Source organism: Roseateles sp. DAIF2, from assembly GCF_015624425.1.
Lineage (GTDB): Bacteria > Pseudomonadota > Gammaproteobacteria > Burkholderiales > Burkholderiaceae_C > Kinneretia.
The window spans coordinates 2,501,221-2,523,817 of the sequence record NZ_CP049919.1 but is presented as its reverse complement, the minus strand read 5'-3'; the positions used below and the strand labels follow the sequence as shown (position 1 = coordinate 2,523,817).

The following is a 22,597-nucleotide window of genomic DNA, read 5'->3' as shown; positions in this document are numbered from 1 at the left end:
CAATCCTAACGAGGTTTTTAGTAATGAGATGAGGCGGCGGCGCGGGGGCGCCGGCCCGATCCGGGGCGGATCGGGTCAGACATGCTGGCGGGACCGCGACGGCGGCCACTGGCTGGCGGCGGGCGCCCTGGACGGCACTCGCTTCGCTTACTTGCGAATGATTCTCATTGTAAACCTGAAGTTGCGGCGCGCACAAAGCCGCGCTGATCGCAGGGGGTCAGGTGTTGCAGTTACGCCATGCCCGGCGCGCCGCGTGCGTCCAGCAGCCGCTCCAGCAGCTCGCGCACCGAGCGCACCTCGCGCCCAAAGGGCAGCGCGCCGGCGCCGCGGAAGAACAGGCCCTTGGCCACGTCGCCGCGCAGCGCCGCGGCCAGCTGGTTGTCGATGCAGAACTGGCCCCAGCCCTTCAGGCCGTCGCGCAGCCCGCATTGGGCCAGGCAGTCGAAGGCCTTGGTGCAGCGCGCCTTGACCTGGGCCACCGCCTGCAGCTTGGCCTCGGCCTTCAGATAGCCGCGCAGCCAGGGCGTGGCCACCGCGCGCGCCGGCAGCCCGGCCACGCTGGTGAACTCGACCAGCTCGCCCTCCTGCGCTTCGGCCAGCACGCGCTTGAACTCGGGATGGGCATCGCCCTCGGCCGTCACCGCGAAGGGCGTGCCCAGCTGCACCGCGGCCGCGCCCAGGCCCTGCAGGCGGCGGATCTCGGCATGGCTGCGGATGCCGCCGGCCGCGATCAGCGGAATGCGGCCCGCGAGGCCGGCCTTCTCGAAGAACTCCAGGCTCTCGGGAATCGCGCGCTCGAAGTCGAAGCGCGGGTCGTTCAGGTCTGCGACCTTGGCCGCGCCGAGATGGCCGCCGGCCAGGCGCGGATGCTCGATCACGATCGCGTCCGGCAGGCGCTGCTTGCGCTCCCATTTCTTGACGATCAGCTGCACGCCGCGCGCGTCGCTGAGGATCGGGATCAAGAGGGTGTCCGGATGGTCCTGCGCCAGCTCGGGCAGGTCCAGCGGCAGGCCGGCGCCGACCACCAGCACATCGATGCCCTCGCGCAGCGCGGTCTTCACCGAGGCCGCGTAGTCGCTCAGCGCCCGCATCACATTCAGCGCCAGCAGGCCGCGGCCCTCGCTGCGCCGGCGCGCGCCGGCGATCTCGCGCGCCAGCGCCTCCTGGTTGGCGGCCTCGATCACGCGCTTGGCTGCTTCGCCGGCGTTCTGGCCCTCGCAGCGCGCCATCAGGTCCGGATGCAGGCGGCGCAGGTCCACCGAGCTGAGCGTGCCGATCGCGCCGGCCGCGGCCACCGCCCCGGCCAGGCGCTGCGCGCTGACGCCAACCCCCATGCCGCCCTGCACCACCGGCAGCAGGGTGCGGCCGCCGCGCAGGCGCAGCGGGGCCAGGCCGCTACCGGCCAGCCAGGGCCGCAGCTGGGGATCGATCAGGGTCTGTTCGGACATGGCGGGAGCGACGGCAAAGTGGATCAGACCGGCACCCTAAGCCCGCATCCGGCGCGCGAAGTTGACAAAAATCACGCTCCCACGAGATCAGGGATCGCCCGACATCAAGCCCGCCGGGCGCCGGCCGATACAGGCGACGGGGCCGGAGGTCGGGGCTCCGCCCAATACAACAACGATCGAAGGGATAGCGGATGCACCACCCGATGAGGTACCCGGACAGCATGGCGCGCAGTGCCGAATACCTGCGCCTGGCCCTGCCCCTGATGACCCGCCAGCAGACGGCGCTGCACCCGATCAGCTATGCGGTCTGGTACGAGTTCGTCAGCGGACGCAATGTGCCGCTGGTGCGCGCGCTACAGGAGCGCACCCGCGACGGCGCCCTGCTCGACGAGGAGACCACCGCCGCGCTGTACCGCGAACATGTGGCCGAGCCGGTGCTGGACCCGCGCGACGCGCGCCGCGTCAGCGAGGGCCTGAGCCGGGTGCTCGACAATATGGCCAGCACCGCCGCCCAGGCCGGCGACCAGACCGCGCGCTTCGACCAGTCCCTGCTGGAATGGAGCCGCCAGCTGCTGGACGGCCGGCAGGCCGGCGAGGAACAGGCGCGCCAGCTGCAGGCCCTGATGGCGGGCACGCGCGAGATGCGCGCCGCGATGGCCACCCTGCAGCAGCGCCTGGACGCCAACCAGGCCGAGATCGCGAGCCTGCGCGAGGAGGTCAGCCAGGCGCGCAGCGAGGCCCTGGTCGACGCGCTGACCGGGCTGGCGAACCGCCGCGCCTTCGAGCAGCAGCTGGCGCGCTGCCTGGCGGGCGGCGAGGCCGACCAGAGCCACTGCCTGGTGCTGAGCGACATCGACTTCTTCAAGCGCGTCAACGACAGCTACGGCCATTCCTTCGGCGACCAGGTGCTGCGCACCGTCGCGCAGAGCATCAAGCGTCTGGCCGGCGAATCGCGCCTGGCCGCGCGCGTCGGCGGCGAGGAGTTCGCGCTGCTGCTGCCGGCCACCGCCCTGCCCGAGGCCCAGGCCCTGGCCGAGCAGCTGCGCAGCACCATCGCCGCCAGCCGCATCCGTCGCGGCGAATCGGCCCAGACCCTGGAGCGCGTCACGCTCTCGCTGGGCGTGACCCAGCTGGCGCGCGGCGAGAGTGCCAACGAGTTCTTCGAGCGCGCCGACCGCGCGCTCTACGCCTCCAAGCGCAGCGGCCGCAACTGCGTCACCGTGCTGGCCGCCAAGGCGGCCTGAGGCTCGTGCCCGGACGATGCGGCGACCTGCATAATCGCCGCCATCCCCCTCCCCGCGACTCAATCATGCGTCTGCTCGTGGTCGAAGACGATGCCCAGCTGGGCGAGGCCCTGATGCTGGGCCTGCGTCAGCTCGGCCATGCGGTGGACTGGTTCCGCGACGGCACTCGGGCCGACGCCGCCCTGGGCGGCGCGCCCTATGACGCGGTGGTGCTGGACCTGGGCCTGCCGGGCGGCGACGGCATCAGCTGGTTGACCCACTGGCGCGGCCGGGGTCGGACCTTGCCGGTGCTGATCCTGACCGCCCGCGACGGCGTGCAGCAGCGCATCGCCGGCCTCGACGCCGGCGCCGACGACTACCTGATCAAGCCGATCACGATCGACGAGCTGGCGGCCCGGCTGCGGGCCCTGCTGCGCCGCACCAGCGGCCGCGCCCAGTCGGTCTGGCAGCATGGGGCGCTGGAATATGACCCGGCCGCCAAGCAGGTGCGATGGGCCGGACATCCGGTCGAGCTGACCGGGCGCGAGCTGGCCCTGCTGGAGGTGCTGATGACGCATCCGCAGCGCGTGCTCAGCAAGGAGCACCTGAAGGACAAGCTCTACGACTGGAGCGGCGGCGAACCCGAGGGCAACGCGCTGGAGGTGCATATCCACCACCTGCGCCGCAAGCTGGCTCCGGCCGTCGTGCGCACCGTGCGCGGCCTGGGCTACGCGCTGGGCTCCTGCGAGGCCGAGCCGCAGCAGGCATCATGAGCCTGCGCCGCCGCCTGCTGCTCTATCTGCTGGTCTGTGCCCCCCTGGTCTGGGCGCTGGCGCTGTGGGTCTCGGCGGACCGGGCGCGCCACGAGGTCAACGAGCTGTTCGACACCGAGATCATCCGCCTGGCCCGACAGGTGCAGGCCACGCTGCGCGGCCTGCATGCCGGCGCCGCGCCGATCGCCAGCGAAGGCGACCCCGGCGAGGCCGATGTGCGGGATCTGGCCGTGGCCGTCTGGGACCGCGAGGGCCGTCTGCTGCTGGCCGACCGCGAGGGCGTGGAGCTGCCGCGCCGGACCGAGGCGGTCGGCTTCGTCGACCTCACGCTGGGCGGAGAACCCTGGCGGGTCTACTACCTGCAGTCGCAGGGCGGCGACTGGCTGGTGGCGGCCGGCCAGAAGGTGGAGGAGCGGGACGAACTGGTCTTCAGCCTGACCAGCAGCCAGCTCGCCCCCTGGCTGTTGGTGCTGCCCCTGCTGCTGCTGGCCATGGCATGGGCGGTGCGTCGGGCGATGGCGCCGCTGAGCCGTCTCAGCGCCGAACTGGCCCGGCGCAGCCCGGATGAGTTGCAGCCGCTGGAACAGCTGCGCATGCCTCAGGAGCTGCAGCCCCTGCTGGGTGCGATGAACGGGCTGTTCCTGCGCATTGAGGCGATGTTGCAGCGCGAGCGCCGCTTCACCGCCGATGCCGCGCACGAGTTGCGCACGCCGCTGGCGGTGCTGCGCGCGCAATGGGACGTGCTGCGCCGCGCGGCCGACCCGGTCGAACGCGCCCAGGCCGAGGAGCGCCTGGGCAGCGGCCTGGAACGCATGGACCGATTGGTGACCCAGATGCTGGCGCTGGCGCGCCTGGAGTCCGGCTCGGAACCGGCACGGCGCGAGCGGGTGGACTGGCGCCGCGTGGCCGAGCAGGTGGTCGGCGACATGCTGCCGCTGGCCGAGCGGCGCCGGGTGGAGCTGGTGTGCGAGTGGCCGCAGGATGCCGTCGCGCCGCTGCCGCTGGCGGGCGACGCCGATCTGCTGGCGGTGCTGCTGCGCAATCTGCTGGACAACGCGCTGCGCTACGGCCCGGTCGGCGGCACCGTCTGGCTGCGCTTCGGAGCGCGCGAGCTGCGCGTCGAGAACGAGGGCGAATCGCTTGACGCCGCGCATCTGGCGCGGCTGGGCGAGCGCTTCTACCGGCCCGACGGCCAGGCCGAGACCGGCAGCGGCCTGGGCATCTCCATCGCACAGCGCATCGCCGCCCTGCACGGCCTGCGCCTGAGCTACAGCCCGCGCGCCGACGGTCACGGCACCGCGGCCCGGCTGAGCCCGGCATGAAGTTCAGCGCCTGGCCTTCTCGATCAGTTGGCGGGCCTCCTCGCGCCGGCCGGTGTCGGCGATCTGCCGGCCGGGGCGGGCCGGCGCCTGCAGCGCGCGCTCTAGGTAGGCAATCGCCTCGGTGGGTTGCTTGATTTCCAGCAGGTACTCGCCGTAGAAGAAATTGGGGTCGATGCCCTTGGGATTGAGCGCCAGGGCGCGCTGCAGCAGCTCGCGCGCCTTCTCCTTGTCGCCGAAACCCAGCGGCCAGCCGGGCACCTTGTAATACAGCACCCCGAGGCTGTTGAAGGCGGAGCCGTCCAGCGCCGAACCGTCAATCTTGATCGCCGCCTCGTACAGGCCCCTGGCCTGCTTGACCAGGCCGAGCGCGCCCAGCCCGCCCTTCTCGCCGGCCAGGGAGCTGACCACGATGCCTTCCCAGATCAGGGGCTCGCTGCGGCCGGGCTGGCTTTCGCTCAGGCGATGGGCCTTGCCGACCAGGGCCTCGAAGCGCTTTTCGCGCTCGGCCGCGGGCGTCTGGTAGCGGATCACCTCCCAGTCATGCTGGATCTCGATGATGCCGTCCTCCAGCGCGCCGGCCCGCGCCGGACCGAAGGTAAACAGCGCGCTCAGGGCACACAGGGCGGCGGCGGTGAAGGTGAACTTGTCCATGGTCCTGCTCCTTGTAGAATGGATTCAGAGGGAAGGCAGGCTGCGCCGGTGCTTGGCAAACGCACCGTCTAGCCAGGGGGCGGCGAGGCCGTTGAGGCGCACCGCCAGGGTTTCGGGGAAGCCGATGAAGCGCTCCGGACGCTCGTCCTCGAGCTGGCGCAGCAGGGCCTGCGCGACCCGCTCGGGCCGGTCCATCGCGGTGCCGGTGGCGCGGTTGTAGGCCTCGACGCCGGGGCTGTTGAAATCCGTCAGGGTGCTGCGCGGGCCGAGGTACTGCACCCGCACACTGCCATCGGCCAGCTCGCGGCGCAGCGCCTCGGCAAAGCCGCGCAGGCCGAACTTGCTGGCGCTGTACACCGAGAAGCCGGGCAGGCCGATGCGCCCCAGCGCCGAGCCGATGCAGATGACCTGGGCGCGAGGCAGGGCCTGCAGATGCGGCAGCAGGGCCTGGGTCAGCAGCATCGGCGCCAGCAGATTGGTGTCCAGCGCCGCCCGCAGGGCCGCCGGATCCAGGGTCTGCAGGCGCCCGAAGGCCGGGACGCCCGCGCCATGCACCAGCACATTGCAGCGCCAGGCCGCGGCCGCCTCGGCCAGCTGCTGCAGGTCCGCATCGCGCCCGAGGTCCGCGCATTGCCAGGCCAGGCGTTCCGCGGCTCCGGGGTGACGCTCCGCCAGTTGCCCGAGCAGCTGACACAAGCGGCCGGCATCGCGTCCCACCAGCAGCAGGCTGGCCCCGGCAGCCACCAGGGTCTCGGCCACCGCGCGGCCGATGCCGCCGCCGGCGCCGGTGAGCAGCACCCGCGCCTCCCGCGCCTTCATGCCGGCACCCCGGCCGCGGCGCTGGCGACCTGCGGCAGTGGCAGACCGCGGAACACATCGCCGTAGAGCCGATAGAAGGCGCGCGCCGCGTGGATGATGTCGGCCTGGTCCTGCGGATCCTCGATCTGGTCCATCAGCAGCTCGAAATGCCCGGTGTGCTCCCGGTCCAGCGTGCCATGCGAGCGCAGGTAGCTGAAGGCCGCATCCGGCAGGCCCAGCGGCTTCTGGATCTGGTCGGCAGCCAGCAAGGCCAGGGCCACGCTGCTGCCCTCCAGCACATGCACCATGCCGAAGAAGCCCAGCGGGTTGCGCCGCGCAATGCCATCGTAGGCATAGGCCACCATCACCTCGGTGGCATGGCCGGGCATACCGTCGCGCACCGCCTCGGCATCGAAGCCGCAGGCGCGGATGTCGTCCAGGATCCATTCATCGTGGCCTTGCTCTTCCTCGATGTATTCGTCCAACGGGCCGCGCAGCCAGGCAAGGCGCTCGGGCAGCGCGGCCTTGCAGGCGGCCAGCAGCGGCACGGTATGGCGCACATGATGAAAGGCCTCGCGCAGGAAGGCGTGGTAGCTGGGCCGCGAGACCTCGCCGCGCAAGCAGCCCTGGATGATGGGCACGCTCAGCAGGCCGGCGCGGTCCGGTTCGGTTTCGGCCAGCAGCCGGGCATGAAAATTCGACATCGCAGACTCCTTGGTTCAGTGCGTCAAAGGGCTGGCCAGCGCGGCCTCGTGGGCGCGCCAGATCGCGTCGCGCAGTGGCCGGCCGTTGGCCGTGGCCAGACCCGTTTCGGGCGAAAAGGCGGCGCGAGCCCGCAACCACAGCCGCACCCGCGCGTAGTCCGGCAGGCCGGCGTTGGCCGCGTCCACGGCCGCCTGCAATGCAGCGTTGTCCAGATCGAGGCGGCTCGGCCAGAGCACCGCGCACAGCGCGCTCATGCCCTCGCCATAGACCACGGCCTGGCCGATCGCCGGCTCGCCACGCAGCGCCGTCTCGACCCACTCGGGCGCCACATTGCGACCGAAGGCCGTGATCAGCACATGCTTCTTGCGGCCGCTGACATGCAGGAAACCCGCCTCGTCGAGATGGCCCAGGTCGCCGCTGGGCCACCAGTCCGACGCGTCCGCGACCTCGCCCAGATAGCCCAGGAACAAGCTGCCGCGCACCTCGATCTCGCCATCGGGCGCGACGCGCAGTTCGGCATGCGGCAGGGCCCGACCGGCGCTGCCGGGCCGGTCCGCCCAGGGCAGGTTGAGCGTCTGCACCGAAGCCCCCTCCGACAGGCCGTAGCCTTCGTAGGCCGGGATGCCGAGGGCGCGCGCCTGCAGCAGCAGCTTGGCGCCCACCGCGGCCCCGCCGACCGCCACCAGCTTCAAATCCTCCGGGGCGCGCCGGCCGGACTGCTGCAGATGCGCCACCCAGGCGCGCAGCATCTGCGGCAGCAAGATCAGGCTGCCGGGCCGGTGCTGCCGTAGCGCCGCGTCGAAGCGCTGCGCATCGAAGCTGGAGGACCCGCTGAGGCCCAGCTCCGCCAGCGGCGGCGCGATGCAGGTGGCCCCGCGCAGCAGCGGCGCCATCAGCCCCGCGATGTTCTCCAGCAGCACCGCCAGCGGCAACGCGCACAGATGCCGGCTCACCGCCAGGGGCTCCAGCGCCTGCACCAGACCGGCGGTGACCCGCCGCATGCCCTCGTTGCCCAGGCAGACGCCCTTGGGCGCACCGGTGGTGCCGGAGGTGAAGGTAATCTTGGCCGTGCCGGCCGGCAGCGCGGGGGGCCGCGCCGGCAGGCGCAGCAAGGCCAGGTCCTGCCCGTCCAGCGTCAGCGCCTGGGCCGTCAGTTGCGGGAAGCGGCTCGTCAGCGCGGGCGGCAGCAGCAGGCTGTCCACGCCGGCGGCCGCCAGCGCATGCTGGACCTGCGCCGGGCTGAAAAACAGGGGCAGCGGCACATGCACCAGGCCGGCTTCGGCGGCGGCCAGATCGGCCAGCAGCCAGGGCAGGCCATTGTCCAGCAGCGTGGCCAGCACCCTCGTGCCCTGGGCCCGCAGCAAGGTGGCCAGCCGCTGCGCGCCGCTCAGCAGCGCCTCGCGCCCCCGGGAGCGCTGGCCGTCCTCCAGCCTCGCCGTGGCGCCCAGCAGGGTCGGCAGCACGCCGTTCATACCGCCCCCTCGGCGCGGCGCGCCAGTTGCTGCAGGGCCTGCGGCAGGTACCCGGCTAGCACCACGGGATGGTGTTCGTAGTAGCGGCCCCAGGAACTGGCGGCATCTCCCAGCTTGGCCGGATCCGCCGCACCCAGCGCCAGCGGCGTGACGCCAATGCGCAGGAACAGGTGGCGCAGCTCGGCGGTCAGGGTGGAGACCACCCATTCAAAGCCCTGGCTTGCCAGGTACGGGCCCATGCGCATGATCAGGCGTCGCCCTTCACCGGCGCGGGCCGCCGCCAAATGCCCCACCTCGACCACGACATCGCGCGAAGGGGCCTCGGCGGCGCCGGCACCGAGCAGTTGCTCCACCGGCGCGTTCAAATAGCGCTCCAGGAACAGGGGGCCGCCCGCGGCCGCACGATAGCCGAGTGCGGCGACCAGCCCTTGCTGCGGGTCGCACAGGCCGACCAGCGTGGGCGCGAAGCCCGCCAGCATCGCACCGTAGCGCTGGGCATAGATGCGGCTGATGAAGTCCTCGACCTCGAGGCGGCCGGGATCGCCGGGGCCGTACACCTTCAGGTGAGCGGTCGCGGCGATCCCGATCGCAGGCGCGAGGTCGCAGGCAGTATGGGTGTTCTTCAGCAAGATGGCTCCTTTCGGACCCGCGGCGGGCGGGTCGCAACGGAGCGCATGCTCGGCAGCGGCGATTAATGCGGGATTAAGCGCGCCGCAAGGCGCGGGGTGCGTCGGCACCTATCCCGGTCCCGCTTGCGCTGGATCAGGGTCGGTCGCCGCGGCTCAGTCTTCGATATGCCCGCGCAGCTTGCCGGCGTGGCCCGCCAGCTTGAGCTTGCGCATTGCCTTGGCCTCGATCTGGCGCACCCGCTCGCGGGTCACGGCGAACTGCCGGCTGATCTCCTCCAGCGTGTGGTCGGAACTCATGCCGATGCCAAAGCGCATGCGCAGGATCTTGGCCTCGCGGTCGGAGAGTCCGTCCAGCAGCTCGTCGACCGCGCTGCGCAGGCCCGCCTGCATCGCGGCATCCAGCGGGGCCAGGCTGTGCTGGTCCTCGATCAGCTCGCCCAGGGTGGTGTCGCCTTCGTCGCCCACCGGCCGCTCCAGCGAGACCGGCTCCTTGGCAATGCGCATGACCTGGCGCACCCGTTCCTGCGGCAGCGCCAGCAGGCGCGCCAGGGTGTCGACATCCGGTTCGACACCGAACTCGTGCAGATGACTGCGGCTGAGCCGGTTGATCTTGTTGAGCAGGTCGATCATGTGCACCGGCACGCGGATGGTGCGCACCTGGTCGGCGAGCGCGCGCGTCACGGCCTGGCGTATCCACCAGGTGGCATAGGTGGAGAACTTGAAGCCACGCCGGTACTCGAAGCGGTCCACCGCCTTCATCAGGCCGACATTGCCCTCCTGGATCAGGTCGAGGAACTGCATGCCGCGATTGACGTATTTCTTCGCGATCGAGATCACCAGACGCAGATTGGCCTCGACCAGTTCCTGCTTCGCGGCCAGCGCGGCCTGCTCGCCCTCGCTCATGCGCCGGGCGATCGCCTTCAGCTCCTTCAGCGGCACGGCCGCCGCGGCCTGCAGCGCGATCAGCCGGCGCTGCAGCTCCCGGATCGCGGGCTGGTGGCGCTCCAGCGCGGCAGCCCAGGGCGTGGCCGCCGACCTCTCCTCGTCCACCCAGGCCAGGTCCAGCGCCCGGGGTGGGAAACGCTCGATGAAGCGCTGCTGCGGCATGCCGCAGCGGTCCACCACGATCTTGCGGATCTCGCGCTCGCAGCGGCGCACCTCGTCCACCTGGGCACGCAGCAGCCCGCACAGGCGCTCGATCGTCTTGACGCCGAAGCGCAGATCCATCAATCGCAGGCTGAGCGCCTGCTGGGCGCTCAGATAGGAGGCCGAACCATGGCCGGCGCGCGCCTCCGCCCGGCTCAGCCGGTCGACACCGACGCGCAGCGCCGCGAAGGCCGCCAGCGCGGTGGCACGCAGCTCGCCGAGCCGTCGCGTGCCGGAACGGCTCGCCTCGGCGCCGCCCGCTTCCTCATCCTCGTCGTCGAAGACATCGTGATCTTCCTCGGCGACATAGTCGTCCGCCTCGCCGGCCATGCCTTCGATCAGCTCCTCGACGCCGAGGCTGCCCTCCGCCAGCCGCTCGCCGCAGGCCAGCACCTCGGCCATCACCATCGGCGAGGCCGATATCGCCAGCATCATCGCCTGCTGGCCGGCCTCGATGCGCTTGGCGATTTCGACCTCGCCTTCGCGCGTCAGCAGCTCGAAGCCGCCCATCTCGCGCATGTACAGGCGCAGCGGATCGGTGGTCCGCCCGAACTCCGAATCGACCGTCGACAGCGCCGCTTCCGCGGCCTCCTCGGCCTCTTCCTCGCCGGCCACCGCGATGCCGCCGCCGGCCACCAGCAGCGTGCCGGCATCGGGCGCGCGCTCGTAGACCTCGACGCCCATCTCGCGCAGCAGCTTCGCGACCGCCTCCAGCCCCTCGGCGTCGCCCAGCTGCTGCGGCAGGTGGTCATGGACCTCCTGCTGGGTCAAAAAGCCGCGCGTCTTGCCCAGGGTGACCAGGGCCTTCAGTTCCTTGCGGCGCGTCTCGGCCTCTGCCTCGGTGAGCTGGCTCACCTCGAGGCCGAACTCACGCACCAGGGCCCGCTCCTTGGACTTGGGCACCTTCATGCGCAAGGGCTTGGCCTTGACGCTCGCGGCGGGGTTCGCGACGGAGCTCTTCGCGGCCATGCGACGCGCCGGCTCGGCGCTCAGTAGCTGCGGCCGCCGCCGTAGCCGCCGCGGCCACCACCACCGCCGCCGCCGAAGCCGCCCGGGCGCTCCTCGCGGGGACGAGCCTCGTTCACGACCAGCGCGCGGCCGTCCACCGACTGACCGTTCAGGCCGCGGATCGCGGCCTGGGCCTCGCTGTCCGAGCCCATCTCGACAAAGCCGAAGCCCTTGGAGCGGCCGCTGTCGCGGTCCATCATGACCTTGGCGGAGGAGACGGTGCCGAATTCCGAGAACTGCTGCTGCAGATGCTCGTCGCGCACGGAGTAGGCCAGGTTGCCGACGTAAAGTTTGCTGCCCATATGGCTGCCTTTCGATAAATGCGTGCGGCCTTGCGGATTGCGTTGAGGACCGGTGACGCGGGGTGGGTAAATTGGGAGGGGGAACGCTGTGCCGGTGGATGCCCGCTCAGCGTGGACCGCGTCGCATCGGCGCACCGCCACCGCCGCGCGTTTCAATATGGCGGAAGGTGATGCGGCCCTTGCTCAGGTCATAGGGCGAGAGCTCCAGCGACACCTTGTCGCCCGCGAGGATGCGGATGTGGTGCCGGCGCATGCGGCCGGAGGTGTAGGCCACCAGGCTGTGGCCGTTGTCCAGCATGACGCGAAAGCGAGAGTCGGGCAGCACTTCCTCGACCTTGCCGTGCATTTCAATCAAGTCTTCCTTGGCCAACGGATCTCCTTGCCGATCGATGTGAGGGAATGAACGACCACGCGTGCCAGGCAAGCCAGCGCGGCCGAAAAAGAAAACGAGTCGCGGGGGCGAGCTTCGGTGGGGCGTGGCCCGGCCGCATGCGCGGTCAGGGTCCGGATCCGGTCGGAGGATGGGAGGGACCGGAAATGAAGCTCGCCAGTTGAGGCGGCTGACACCGCGGAACCCGCAGCATCCGGGTCGGGCGGTGTGGTGCGCGGCGAGGGCCGGGGACCATGTCAGACGACAAATGGCGCGTTAGTGAGCAAGACGCGCCAGGAGGGGCGAAGTGTACGCCGGTTCCGCAATCGGCGCTGGCCGGGGCTGCTCGTCATCCGTCCGGCGCGAGGCGGGGGGGCGAGCGCGGCCCGATCACGCCCGGGCCAAGCCGCGCGGCTTGCGTTGGATCAAGGCCGCGCGACACCGGTGCGCCCAGCATCGGGTCATGCCCGTGATGGAGACCCATCCATGTATCGCAACATTCTGGTGCCGCTGGACGGCAGCGAGACGGCCCTGCGAGGCCTGCGCGAGGCCCTGCGCCTGGCCGAGCACCGACCCAGCACCTTGCATCTGCTGCATGTGCTGGCCGACTATCCGCTGATGGTCGAAATGTCGCGCGGCGTCGATTTCGAGGTTTCGCGCCAGCGCCTGCGTCAGCATGGCGCGCAGGTGTTGGCCGTCGGGGAACGGCTGGCCGCGCAGGCCGGCATCGAGTGCCGGAGCACAGTATGCGAGGCCCAGGGCCAGCGCGTGGCCGACCTGATCGTCGCCGAGGCGCGGCAGCAGCATTGCGGCCTGATCGTGATCGGCTCCCATGGCCGGCGCGGTGTCGGCCACGCGCTGCTGGGCAGTGACGCGGAGCTCGTGGCGCGGCTGGCGCCGATGCCCGTGCTGCTGGTCAAGGGCGCAAGCGACTCCGGCCATGCCGAATGACCCTGCCGACCACATGCCGGGCGCGGTCTGCCGGTCAAAGTTCGATACTTCGTGCAGCAACCCGGCGAAGGGATTCCAATGGACGAAAGCAACTCCTTCCTGTTCCACTACGGCACCGCCGCGCTGGACGAGTACGGCAACTGGCTGAACCAGGTGCTCGCGCTGCAGGCCGGTTGGCTCGCGACCGCCTGGGTGCTTCAGACCAGTTGTGCGATGCGTCCCTGGGTGCCGCCGCCATGGCTGTTCTGGCAGCCAGGCACGGAACAGCTGGCGTGAGCGGGCGGACCGCCAATGCCGGCTTTGTTGATCCGGAACAAGATGTGGCGCCATCGGCTGCCTAGACTGCCTTGCCAGGGCCGCGGCCCGTCGCCCGGTCCGAACTCAGAGCAAGGAGCAGACCATGAGCGCATTGACCCGCATCGATCCCCTTGAGCAGCTGTTGCCCGAGATGTTCCGTCGCTTCGCGCAGCCCCTGCGCTTCGGCACTTTGAACGCCGAACCCACCGGCGACATCCGTCTGGATGTCAGCGAGACGCCCGCTGATTACACCGTGCGTGCCGAGATCCCCGGAGCCAAGAAGGAGGACGTCCGCATCACGGTGGACGGCAACTTTGTCAACATCGCCGCCGAGATCCACCGCGACAAGGAAGAGAAGGCGGACGGCGGGCGCGTGCTGCTGAAGGAGAGTTACCACGGCAGCGTCGCGCGCGGTTTCTCGCTGGCGCATGAAATCGACGCCGGACGCGTCGTCGCCAGGTTCGAGGATGGTGTGCTCAGGCTGACCCTGCCCAAGCGCGAGGGCAGCGCAAGCCGCACGATCGCGGTGCAATGAGAACACCATCGCCCCACGGGAGCCGAACATGAGCTATCGCAGCCTGCTCGTACATCTGGACGGCACTCCGGCCGGCACAGCGCGCGTCACCCAGGCCATCGATCTGGCGATGCACATGGACTGCCATCTGGTCGGACTCGCGCCGACCGGGCTGCTGAGCATGCCGGTGGCGCCGGAGGCCGCTGCCACGCTGGGCCAGTTCAACGCGCTGGCCTGGGAACTGCTGCAGGACCAGGCCCAGCAGGCGGCCGGGCGCTTTCGTGCCGCCTGCGCCGCCGCCGGTCTGAAGTCCTGTGAGGCGTTGATCGATACCGCCGACATCGCCACCTCGCTGGTGCGCCACGCCCATTGCTCGGACCTGCTGATCCTCGGACAACCCAACCCGGCCCAGGTAGGCCACGCTCAGCAACGGGCGATCACCGAGCAGGTGCTGCTGCACAGCGCCCGACCGACCCTGCTGCTGCCTTATGCCGGTCGCCTTGGATCGCTCGGCCGGCATGCGCTGGTGGCCTGGGACGACAGCCGTGAATCCGTGCGGGCGGTGACCGACGCGCTGCCGCTGTTGCGGCGGGCGCAGGTCGTCACCGTGCTCAGCTGGCGCGAGAGCGACGTGCAGGAGCCGATGGCGCAGCGTCTGGCCGCGTTGCGACAATGGCTCGCCTGGCAGGGCGTGCAGGCCGAAACCCGCGAGGAACGCAGCAGCAGCAGCGTCGCCGACGCCCTGCTGTCGCGTGCGGCCGATCTCGGCTGCGACCTGATCGTGATGGGCGCCTACGGACATTCGCGCTGGACCGAGCGCGTGCTCGGCGGCGCGACGCGCGGCCTGCTGGACGCGATGACGGCGCCGGTACTGATGTCTCATTGAGCGCCCGGGCGTCGGCGCCTCGCATCCCGGCCTGCGTCAATTCTTATATAAGACATAAGATCGGCATTTCTCGACTCACCCCCGGAGCCGCCGATGCCCGCCGACTGGAATCCCGACCTGTACCGCCGCTTCGAGGACGAGCGCACCCGCCCGGCCGCCGAGCTGCTGGCGCGCGTGCCGCTGGCGGCGCCGGCGACGGTGGTGGACCTGGGCTGCGGCCCCGGCAACTCCACCGAGCTGCTGGCCGCGCGCTATCCGCAAGCCGAGCTGAGCGGGCTGGACAGCTCGGCGGCGATGCTGGCCGCGGCGCGCGAGCGCCTGCCCGGCCTGCGCTTCGAGCAGGCCGACCTGACGGACTGGGCAGCGCCGGCGCCGGTGGACCTGCTCTACGCGAACGCGGTGCTGCAATGGCTGCCCGGGCATGAGGCCCTGCTGCCGCGCCTGCTGCGCCTGCTGACGCCGGGCGGCGTGCTGGCCCTGCAGATGCCGGACAACCTGGATCAGCCCAGCCACCGCGCGATGCGCGAGACCGCGGCTGAGCCGCACTTCGCCGCCGCGATCGGCGATGCCGGGCGGCTGCGCGGCCGGCTGCTGAGCGCCGAGGCCTATTACGACCTGCTGGCGCCGCATGCCGAGGTCGACCTATGGCGCACCACCTACCACCACCACATGGCCGATGCCGCCGCCATCGTCGACTGGCTGCGTGCCACCGGCCTGCGCCCCTTCCTCGACGCACTGGCGGAACCAGCGCTGCAGGCCCGCTTCCTGGCGGCCTATCAAGCGCGCATCGAGGCCGCCTATCCGCCTCGCGCCGACGGCAGCCGGCTGCTGGCGTTTCCGCGGCTGTTCATCGTCGCGCGGCGCCACCCCTGAGCGTCAACGCGCGAACAGCCCGCCCAGCTGCCAGGCGGCGAAGCCGGCCAGCAGCAGCGCGCTGGTGCGGCGCACGCGGCGCTGCCAGCGCGCATCGAAGCGCTCGCGCAGCCGGCCGACGCCGGCGCTCAGCGCCAGCCACCACAGCGCCGAGCCGACGAACACGCCCAGCACAACCAGGCCCGGCGAGGCCGCCGCCGCGCCGCTGCGCGCCGACAGCGCGCCAAACACCGCCATGAAGGAAAAGATCGTCGCCGGGTTCGACAGGGTCAGCAGCACGGTGCCGAAGAAATAGCGCCACAGCCCCTGGCCGGCCTCGCGCGGCCGCGCCGCCGTCGCCGGCGCGGCCGGCGCGCGCCACAGTCCCCAGGCCATCCACAGCAGGAACAGCGCCCCGCCCAGGGCCAGCGGCACCCGCGCCGATTCCAGCAGCCGGATTACCGCGCTGACGCCATAGGCCCCGAGCGCGCCGTACATCGCATCGGCCACCGCCGCGCCGAGGCCGGTGGCCAGGCCGGCGCGTGGCCCCTGCTGCAGGCTGCGCTGGATCGTCAGCAGGCCGATCGGCCCGACCGGCGCGGCGATGGAGAGGCCGATCAGGAGGGCCTGGGCGAAGAGAGCGAGGTGAGCGGAGTCCATGACGGCACTGTAGGGAGCGCCACTCCTGCCGCAAAGCCTGGATTTCAGGCAGTATCGCGGTCATACCAACGATTTTTCAGGCAAGCATGGGAGCCGCCTTGCAACTCGACGAAAAGGCCTGGCTGCTGCTGCAGGCCCTGCAGGCCGACGGCCGCGCGCCGCTGAAGAGCCTGGCCGCCGCCGCGGGCCTGTCGATCCCGGCCACGGCCGAGCGGCTCAAGCGCCTGCAGGAGGCCGGCGTGATCAGCGGCATCCATGCCGAGCTGGAGCCGCGCGCGCTGGGCTACGCGGTGCGCGCCATCATCGGCATCACCGCGCCGCAGCCGGCCAAGGCCCGGCTGCTGAGCAAGCTGCGCGAACTGCCCGAGGTGCTGGAATGCCACCATGTCACCGGCGCCGACTCCTATGTGATGACCGTGGTCGCCACCGGCCTGGCCGAGCTGGAGGCGCTGATCGCGCGCATCAATGCCTTCGGCGAGACGCGCACCTCGATCGTGCTGAGCAGCCCGATCCCGCGGCGCGGGTTGCGGGCGCCGTCATGAGGCCGGGCCATGGCGAGAATTTTCCGCAAGACCTGGCCCCGCCCCGCCCGGACGGTGCCGATAATGGGCGCCACCATGCACCACCCCTTGAACGCCGCCCCGGCCGGCCCCGCCACGCGATGAGGCGTCTGTCCGGCTCCTCGCTGCGCAACGCGGTGGTGCTGGCCTTGGTGGTGGGCCTGCTGGTGCCGACCGGCGGCGTGCTGCTCTACGACCTGCAGACCCAGCGCCGCGAGGCGATGGACGACCTGAAGCGCGACCTGGCGCGGGTGGTGGAGATCCTGGCGCTGTCGCTGTCCGAGCCGATCTGGCAGGTTTCGCCTGACCTGGCCGAGCCGATGATCAAGGCCCAGGTGGACGACCCGCGTTTCGTCTCGGTGCTGGTGCTGGAGCCCTCCTCGCCCAAGCCCTTCCTGGAGTTCCAGCGCGACACCGCGGACCGGCACCTGACCCTGAGCCAGACCCGCGCGGTGCTGCGCGATGGCCGCGAGATCGCGCAGATCACCGTGACGATGAGCGCCGCACCGCTGCTGGAGCGGCGCCGCCAGGACATGCTGCGCACCCTGTGGCGCAGCGGCCTGACCCTGACCCTGTCGCTGGCCCTGATCCTGATCGTGATGCAGCGCCGCGTGCTGCAGCCGATGGGCCGGCTCAGCGAGGCCGCCGCCAAGCTGGCTGCCGGCCGGCTGGAGCAGCCGCTGGACCGCAACCTGGACATGAGCGGCAGCGACGAGATCGCGCGCGTCGGCCAGGCGATGGAGCGCATGCGCCAGGCCCTGCTGGCCGCCTTCGATGAGCTGCGCCAGCATGCGATCACGCTGGAATCGCAGGTCGACGAGCGCACCTCGGAGCTGACCGCCGCCAACGCCGAGTTGACCCAGGCGCTGGCCACCCTGAAGACCGCGCAGCGCGAGCTGGTCGAATCGGAGAAGCTGGCCTCGCTGGGCCGCCTGGTGGCCGGCGTCGCGCATGAGCTGAACACGCCGCTGGGCAATGCGCTGACCGTGGTGTCGGCGCTGGAAGACCGCTGGGGCAAGCTGGAGACCATGCTGTCCGGCCAGGTGCCGATGCGGCGCAGCCATCTGGAGGAGCTGGCCAAGGACACGCGGCGCGGCCAGGACATCCTGCAGCGCAATGTGCAGAAGGCGGCCGACCTGGTGCGCGACTTCAAGCAGGTCGCGATCGACCAGACCACCGACCTGCGCCGCGACTTCGAGCTGGCGCGGGTGATCGAGGATGTGCTGGTGATGGTGGAGCCCAGCTTCAAGCACACGCCCTTCCAGATCCGCACCGACCTGGCCGGTGGCATCGCGATGAACTCCTACCCCGGCGCGCTGGGCCAGGTCCTGACCAATCTGCTGATGAACGCGCTGGTGCATGGCTTCGAGGGCCGCGACAAGGGCCTGGTCACGGTGCGCTGCGCGCTGGTCGACGAGGACACGGTGGAACTGCAGGTGCGCGACGACGGCCGCGGCATGGACGAGTCGGTGCGCCGGCGCATCTTCGACCCCTTCTTCACCACCAAGCTGGGCACCGGCGGCTCGGGTCTGGGCATGCACATCGTGCACAACATCGTCACCAATGTGCTGGGCGGCCAGATCGAGGTCTTCAGCAGCCCGGGCTCCGGCGCCCGCACGGTGATCCGCATGCCGCGCAGCGCGCCGCAGCATGCAGCCCCCATCACTGAGGTACAGCCGTAGAAAGCAGGCTTTCTACGCACTGATTGGTGATACCGCTGGCGAAGGTCTGGCCGCAGGAGGGTGGGCAGGCCTGCTGCTACGTGTCCCCCGGCCGCTGCGCGGCCTCCTCCTTGACCTCCGCATCAGGCCCACCCACCCTCCTGCTTGGCGCTGCGTTGGCTTTCTCCGCGAAACACTCGCGGTGGAGAAGCCGGGATGCGGGTGTGCGCAATTGCGCAGGTCAAGGAGGAGGGCCGCTCTGAGCGGCCCGGGGGACTGAGCCCGGACACAAGTAGTCCTGAGGACTGCTTGTGCCTGGCGAAGGATCGGGCCTCAGGCCCGAGCACGGAGCAATTGCGCATACCCGCGTCCCGGCGCCAGCCGGCTCTGCGCCGAGCTCATCAAACCACGTCGGGAGATCTCGAATCAATGAACAAAGAGCCAATGAAAAACGCCCACCGAGGTGGGCGTTCGAACTGAGTTTGACTGCCTGGTGAAATTCGGCTCAGCGCACGACGGCGATCTGCTCGCGGTTGCCGGCCTTGTAGGTGAACAGGGTCAGCGCGCCGTTCTTGATGTCACCCTTGTTGTCGAAGGAGATCGTGCCGGTCACGCCCTTGTAGCCTTCGGTCTTGGCCAGCACCGGCAGGTACTTGGCGGGCTCGGACGAGCCGGCCTTGACCATCGCCGCGGCCAGCACATTGACCGCGTCGTAGACATACGGGGCGTAGATCTGCACGTCGACCTTGTACTTGTCCTTGAACTTGGCCTTGAAGGCGTCGGTCGACTTCTTGGCATCCCCTTCGACGCCACCGGCCTCGGCGCAGACCACCTGGCCGTCACCCATCGTGCCGGCGGCCAGCTTGGGCAGCTCGCCCGAGCAGATGCCGTCGCCGCCCATGAACTTGGCCTCGATGCCCAGCTGCTTCATCTGGCGCAGCATCGGGCCGGCCACCGCGTCCATGCCGCCGAAGAAGACCACGTCGGGCTTCTTGGCCTTGATGGAGGTCAGGATGGCGGTGAAGTCCGTGGCCTTGTCGTTGGTGAACTCGCGGCCGACGATCTTGCCGCCCGCGCCCTTGACGCCCTTCTCGAACTCGTCGGCGACGCCCTGCCCGTAGGCGGTGCGGTCGTCGATCACGGCGATGTTCTTGCCCTTAAGCTCCTTGACGGCGTACTTGCCCAGGGTGCCACCCAGGTGCACGTCATCGGCCACGACGCGGAAGGTGGTCTTGTAGCCGTTGCGGGTGAACTTGGGGTTGGTCGCCGACGGCGAGATCTGCGGGATGCCGGCATCGCTGTAGACCTTGGAGGCCGGGATCGAGGTGCCCGAGTTCAGGTGGCCGACGACGCCGTTGACCTTGGAGTCCACCAGCTTCTGAGCCGCGGCCGTGCCCTGCTTCGGATCGCCGGCATCGTCTTCGGCCAGCAGCTCGAACTTGGCCTTCTTGCCACCGATCGTCACGCCCTTGGCGTTCAGGTCCTCGATGGCCAGACGGGCACCCAACTCATTGTCCTTGCCCAGGTGGGCGATCGCGCCGCTGGTCGGACCCACATGGCCGATCTTGACCACCAGTTCCTGCGCCATCGCGGTGCCGCTCAGCACCACGGCAACCGCGCCCACGATCACATTCAACTTGACTTGCATGTAATTAACCTCCGAGTTGGAAGAAGGAGAACTCTTGCTGTTGATTTATCAACCGCACAAACATACCCCAAATCACCACGCGTCTCTATGGGGAAAGCGTGAGAGGCAGGGTCTGCCGGGAGCGGCCCGTTGCCGGCGCGCCGCGGCGGCGATATCGATCTCAGCCAGGCCTCAACGAGGCGGGGCGCGGCGGGTTGACAGCCTCAACCCGGGGCCTGTCACCGCTTGTCAGCGGCGCTCAGCGCTCGAGGCGCTCGCGCTCCTGGCGCAGCACCTCGCTCAGCGTCTGCTGCACCAGGCTCTCCAGCTGTGGTGCCAGCAGCTCGCGCAGCTCCTGCAGCAGCAGCTGGCTCTGGCGCGCGGCGGCCTGCTCCAGGCGCTCGCGCAGCTGCTGGCGCAGCAGCTCGTCCAGGGCCAGGTCCAGCGCCATCCCGGCGCGTTGACGCAGGCCCGCTTCCAGGGCGTCGAAGAAGGCCGCATCGGCACGCGGCGCCGGAGCGAGCGCCGGAACCGGTGCCGCCTCGGAGGCCAGGCCCAGATCCAGCTCGAAGTCATGGCCGGCCACGGCCGGCAGGGGCGATGGCTCGGCGAAGGGAACAAAGGCCGGCATCGCGACCGGCGGGGGGGCGAGATCCGCCTCGGGCCGCGGCGCGCGAATGATGGGTGGCTCGACCACCGGCTCCCGCACCGGCTCGGCCGGCGGCGCCGCCGGTGCCGGCGGGCGCAGCCGCGCCTCGTCCAGTACCTCGGTCAGGGTGGGCACCACCACGCGCGGCGGCACACTCATGCGGGGCTCACCACATGGTGGGCCACCGGGTGACCCAGCTGCTTGTACTGCTTGAAGCGGCGGCGGCCGGCCTCGACCTGCTCGGGGTCGGTCGCCACCACCTCCAGCACCCGGGCGAACTGCTCAAACCCGTCCGGCATCGCGGCGCCCAGGTTCAGCAGCACCTCGCGGTGCGGCTGCGCCTGGGCCTGCTCGGTCAGCAGGATCGGCGTGCGCTCCAGGCTGGCCGGCTGGCGGCCGGGCCGCAGGCATAGATGCGGCACGAACTCGGTGGACTCGAACTCCCACAGGGCCTTGTCCAGCCGGTCCAGGAGCGGCGCCGGCCCCACCACCGCGACCCGCGCGCCGCTCTGCTGCGCCTTGCGCAGCAGCCGGCACACATAGGCCAGGCGCTCGGGCACCCCGGTGTAGAAACTGACCTCGGTCATGCGCGCGCCGCTCCCGCCATCCCTCAGCGGCCTTGCGACAGCACGAAGTGCGTCAGCAGGCCGACCGGGCGGCCGGTGCTGCCCTTTGCGCCGCCGCCCTTCCAGGCGGTACCGGCGATGTCCAGATGGCCCCAGCGGTACTTGGAGGCGAAGCGCTGCAGGAACTTGGCCGCGGTGATCGAGCCGCCTTCGCGGCCGGCCACATTGGCGACGTCGGCGAAGTTGCTCTTCAGGCCGTCGTCGTACTCCTCGTCCAGCGGCATACGCCAGCAGGGATCCAGCGCGGCATCGCCGGCCGCCAGCAGCGCGCCGGCCAGTTCGTCGTCGCTGGCGTACATGCCGCTGCGCACCCCGCCCAGCGCGATCACGCAAGCGCCGGTCAGGGTCGCGATGTCCACCACCACGGCCGGCTTGAAGCGCTCGGCATAGGTCAGCGCGTCGCACAGGATCAGGCGGCCCTCGGCGTCGGTGTTCAGGATCTCGATGGTCTGACCCGACATCGAGGTCACCACGTCGCCCGGCTTGACCGCGTTGCCGGCCGGCATGTTCTCGCAGGCGGCGATGATGGCCACCAGGTTCAGCTTGGGCTTGAGCTCGGCCACCGCGCGCAGGGTGCCCAGCACGCTGGCCGCGCCGCCCATGTCGAACTTCATCTCGTCCATGCCGGCGCCCGGCTTCAGCGAGATGCCGCCGGAGTCGAAGGTGATGCCCTTGCCGACCAGCACCACCGGCGCCACCGTCTTGGCCGCGCCTTCGTAGCGGGCGACGATGAAGCGCAGCGGCTCGGTCGAGCCCTTGGCCACGGCCAGGAAGCTGCCCATGCCCAGCTTCTCGACCGCCTTCTGGTCCAGCACCTCGACCTTCAGGCCATGGCTCTTGCCGATCGCCTTGACCTGCTCGCCCAGATAGGTCGGAGTCGCGACATTGGGCGGCAGATTGGCGGCCTCGCGGGCCAGCTCGATGCCGGCGCCGATCGCCTCGCCGCGCGCCAGGCCGGTCTTGACGGCCTTGGCCTCGTCCTTGGCCGCCAGCAGGGTCAGCTTGTTCAGCTTGGCCGCCGCGGGGGCGCTGGGCTTGGTGTGGCGGTAGACATAGACGGCTTCCTTGGCCGCCAGCACGGTCTGCTCGACCAGGCTGTCGCTCAGGGCCTCGAAGCCAGCATAGGCGATCGCGGCATGGGCCGCGCCGCGGCCCTTCAGCGCGGCCAGCGCGGCCAGCACCGCGGCTCGCGCGGACTTCAGCGTCGGCTTGCCGACGCCGGCCAGCACCAGACGCGGCGCCTTGACGCCGGCGACGCGCTGCAGCACCAGGGTCTTGCCGGCCTTCAGCTCGAAGTCGCCCAGCTTGATTGCATCCTTGACCGCGCCGGCCAGCGCGGCATCCAGCCCGACCGGCAGGCTGTCGCCGGCCAGCAGCAGCACCAGGGCGTCGGCATTCACGCCGGCCAATGCGTCCAGGGACGCAGACTGAGTACGGAAGTCCATAATGTCGTGGAAATATAAAAGT

At 70.6% G+C, this 22,597-nt stretch carries 23 protein-coding genes and 1 pseudogene; 10 read left to right on the top strand and 14 right to left on the bottom strand.

Annotated elements, in window-relative coordinates; translation table 11 throughout:
- Nucleotides 1-230: 230 nt before the first annotated feature.
- A complete protein-coding gene (locus tag G8A07_RS11650) occupies nucleotides 231-1,448 on the bottom strand; it encodes a nitronate monooxygenase family protein (RefSeq protein ID WP_195797147.1) in 1,218 nt (405 codons plus the stop codon).
- A gap of 203 nt (nucleotides 1,449-1,651) precedes the next feature.
- Here G8A07_RS11650 and G8A07_RS11645 point away from each other — a divergent pair, with 203 nt between their 5' ends.
- The 3 genes from G8A07_RS11645 to G8A07_RS11635 all read left to right on the top strand — a co-directional run bounded on the left by G8A07_RS11645 (nucleotide 1,652) and on the right by G8A07_RS11635 (nucleotide 4,766).
- Nucleotides 1,652-2,692, top strand: coding sequence for a diguanylate cyclase (locus G8A07_RS11645; protein WP_195797146.1), 1,041 nt, complete (start codon nucleotides 1,652-1,654; stop codon nucleotides 2,690-2,692).
- Nucleotides 2,693-2,757: 65 nt separating this feature from the next.
- The gene (locus G8A07_RS11640; RefSeq protein ID WP_195797145.1) at nucleotides 2,758-3,444 is read left to right on the top strand and encodes a response regulator; all 687 of its coding nucleotides are present in this window, start codon (nucleotides 2,758-2,760) and stop codon (nucleotides 3,442-3,444) included.
- Nucleotides 3,441-4,766 carry an ATP-binding protein gene (locus G8A07_RS11635; protein ID WP_195797144.1) on the top strand — a complete coding sequence of 442 codons (1,326 nt, stop codon included), beginning with the start codon at nucleotides 3,441-3,443 and terminating at the stop codon, nucleotides 4,764-4,766. The genes G8A07_RS11640 and G8A07_RS11635 overlap by 4 nt, the downstream gene beginning before the upstream one ends.
- 3 nt (nucleotides 4,767-4,769) lie before the next feature.
- Here the strand turns inward: G8A07_RS11635 and G8A07_RS11630 are convergent, their stop codons facing one another.
- From G8A07_RS11630 to infA, 8 genes and pseudogenes are all read right to left on the bottom strand, one after another.
- Nucleotides 4,770-5,417, bottom strand: a complete 648-nt coding sequence (locus tag G8A07_RS11630; protein WP_249937309.1) for a tetratricopeptide repeat protein — start codon at nucleotides 5,415-5,417, stop codon at nucleotides 4,770-4,772.
- Nucleotides 5,418-5,441: 24 nt separating this feature from the next.
- Complete coding sequence (locus G8A07_RS11625) at nucleotides 5,442-6,236, bottom strand: SDR family oxidoreductase (RefSeq protein WP_195797143.1); 795 nt, start codon at nucleotides 6,234-6,236, stop codon at nucleotides 5,442-5,444.
- Nucleotides 6,233-6,919: a TenA family transcriptional regulator gene (locus G8A07_RS11620; RefSeq protein ID WP_195797142.1), complete on the bottom strand. Its 687-nt coding sequence runs from the start codon at nucleotides 6,917-6,919 to the stop codon at nucleotides 6,233-6,235. The genes G8A07_RS11625 and G8A07_RS11620 overlap by 4 nt, the downstream gene beginning before the upstream one ends.
- A 15-nt stretch (nucleotides 6,920-6,934) precedes the next feature.
- On the bottom strand, nucleotides 6,935-8,392 hold the full coding sequence (locus G8A07_RS11615; protein WP_195797141.1) for an AMP-binding protein: 1,458 nt from the start codon (nucleotides 8,390-8,392) through the stop codon (nucleotides 6,935-6,937).
- The gene (locus G8A07_RS11610; protein ID WP_249937308.1) at nucleotides 8,389-9,021 is read right to left on the bottom strand and encodes a thermostable hemolysin; all 633 of its coding nucleotides are present in this window, start codon (nucleotides 9,019-9,021) and stop codon (nucleotides 8,389-8,391) included. Before G8A07_RS11610 ends, G8A07_RS11615 begins: the two co-directional genes overlap by 4 nt.
- Before the next feature lie 153 nt (nucleotides 9,022-9,174).
- A complete protein-coding gene (rpoD, locus tag G8A07_RS11605; RefSeq protein ID WP_195797140.1) occupies nucleotides 9,175-11,136 on the bottom strand; it encodes an RNA polymerase sigma factor RpoD in 1,962 nt (653 codons plus the stop codon).
- Between the two features lie 32 nt (nucleotides 11,137-11,168).
- Nucleotides 11,169-11,477: pseudogene (locus G8A07_RS11600) on the bottom strand (RNA recognition motif domain-containing protein); the annotation flags it as partial.
- 106 nt (nucleotides 11,478-11,583) lie between these two features.
- Nucleotides 11,584-11,847 carry a translation initiation factor IF-1 gene (gene infA / locus G8A07_RS11595; protein ID WP_195797138.1) on the bottom strand — a complete coding sequence of 88 codons (264 nt, stop codon included), beginning with the start codon at nucleotides 11,845-11,847 and terminating at the stop codon, nucleotides 11,584-11,586.
- 486 nt (nucleotides 11,848-12,333) lie between these two features.
- On the opposite strand from infA, the gene G8A07_RS11590 reads away from it, so the two are divergent.
- The 5 genes from G8A07_RS11590 (at nucleotide 12,334) to tam (ending at nucleotide 15,368) form a co-directional block, all read left to right on the top strand.
- The gene (locus G8A07_RS11590; protein WP_195797137.1) at nucleotides 12,334-12,798 is read left to right on the top strand and encodes a universal stress protein; all 465 of its coding nucleotides are present in this window, start codon (nucleotides 12,334-12,336) and stop codon (nucleotides 12,796-12,798) included.
- Nucleotides 12,799-12,876: 78 nt separating this feature from the next.
- On the top strand, nucleotides 12,877-13,074 hold the full coding sequence (locus G8A07_RS11585; RefSeq protein ID WP_195797136.1) for a hypothetical protein: 198 nt from the start codon (nucleotides 12,877-12,879) through the stop codon (nucleotides 13,072-13,074).
- A 124-nt stretch (nucleotides 13,075-13,198) separates the two neighbouring features.
- The gene (locus G8A07_RS11580) at nucleotides 13,199-13,630 is read left to right on the top strand and encodes an Hsp20/alpha crystallin family protein (RefSeq protein WP_195797135.1); all 432 of its coding nucleotides are present in this window, start codon (nucleotides 13,199-13,201) and stop codon (nucleotides 13,628-13,630) included.
- A gap of 28 nt (nucleotides 13,631-13,658) precedes the next feature.
- Entirely contained in the window at nucleotides 13,659-14,495 is an 837-nt protein-coding gene (locus G8A07_RS11575; RefSeq protein ID WP_195797134.1) for a universal stress protein, read from the top strand.
- Between the two features lie 93 nt (nucleotides 14,496-14,588).
- The gene (gene tam / locus G8A07_RS11570; protein WP_195797133.1) at nucleotides 14,589-15,368 is read left to right on the top strand and encodes a trans-aconitate 2-methyltransferase; all 780 of its coding nucleotides are present in this window, start codon (nucleotides 14,589-14,591) and stop codon (nucleotides 15,366-15,368) included.
- A 3-nt stretch (nucleotides 15,369-15,371) separates the two neighbouring features.
- Here the strand turns inward: tam and G8A07_RS11565 are convergent, their stop codons facing one another.
- A complete protein-coding gene (locus G8A07_RS11565; protein WP_195797132.1) occupies nucleotides 15,372-16,007 on the bottom strand; it encodes a LysE family translocator in 636 nt (211 codons plus the stop codon).
- An 86-nt stretch (nucleotides 16,008-16,093) separates the two neighbouring features.
- Here G8A07_RS11565 and G8A07_RS11560 point away from each other — a divergent pair, with 86 nt between their 5' ends.
- A complete protein-coding gene (locus G8A07_RS11560) occupies nucleotides 16,094-16,549 on the top strand; it encodes an Lrp/AsnC family transcriptional regulator (protein WP_195797131.1) in 456 nt (151 codons plus the stop codon).
- Nucleotides 16,550-16,668: 119 nt separating this feature from the next.
- The gene (locus tag G8A07_RS11555; RefSeq protein WP_195797130.1) at nucleotides 16,669-18,249 is read left to right on the top strand and encodes a sensor histidine kinase; all 1,581 of its coding nucleotides are present in this window, start codon (nucleotides 16,669-16,671) and stop codon (nucleotides 18,247-18,249) included.
- A 484-nt stretch (nucleotides 18,250-18,733) separates the two neighbouring features.
- Here the strand turns inward: G8A07_RS11555 and G8A07_RS11550 are convergent, their stop codons facing one another.
- From G8A07_RS11550 to G8A07_RS11535, 4 genes are all read right to left on the bottom strand, one after another.
- Nucleotides 18,734-19,876, bottom strand: coding sequence for a branched-chain amino acid ABC transporter substrate-binding protein (locus tag G8A07_RS11550; RefSeq protein ID WP_195797129.1), 1,143 nt, complete (start codon nucleotides 19,874-19,876; stop codon nucleotides 18,734-18,736).
- Between the two features lie 238 nt (nucleotides 19,877-20,114).
- A complete protein-coding gene (locus tag G8A07_RS11545) occupies nucleotides 20,115-20,663 on the bottom strand; it encodes a hypothetical protein (RefSeq protein WP_195797128.1) in 549 nt (182 codons plus the stop codon).
- A complete protein-coding gene (locus G8A07_RS11540) occupies nucleotides 20,660-21,091 on the bottom strand; it encodes a DNA polymerase III subunit chi (protein WP_195797127.1) in 432 nt (143 codons plus the stop codon). The genes G8A07_RS11545 and G8A07_RS11540 overlap by 4 nt, the downstream gene beginning before the upstream one ends.
- 23 nt (nucleotides 21,092-21,114) lie before the next feature.
- The gene (locus G8A07_RS11535; protein ID WP_195797126.1) at nucleotides 21,115-22,575 is read right to left on the bottom strand and encodes a leucyl aminopeptidase; all 1,461 of its coding nucleotides are present in this window, start codon (nucleotides 22,573-22,575) and stop codon (nucleotides 21,115-21,117) included.
- Nucleotides 22,576-22,597: the final 22 nt, after the last annotated feature.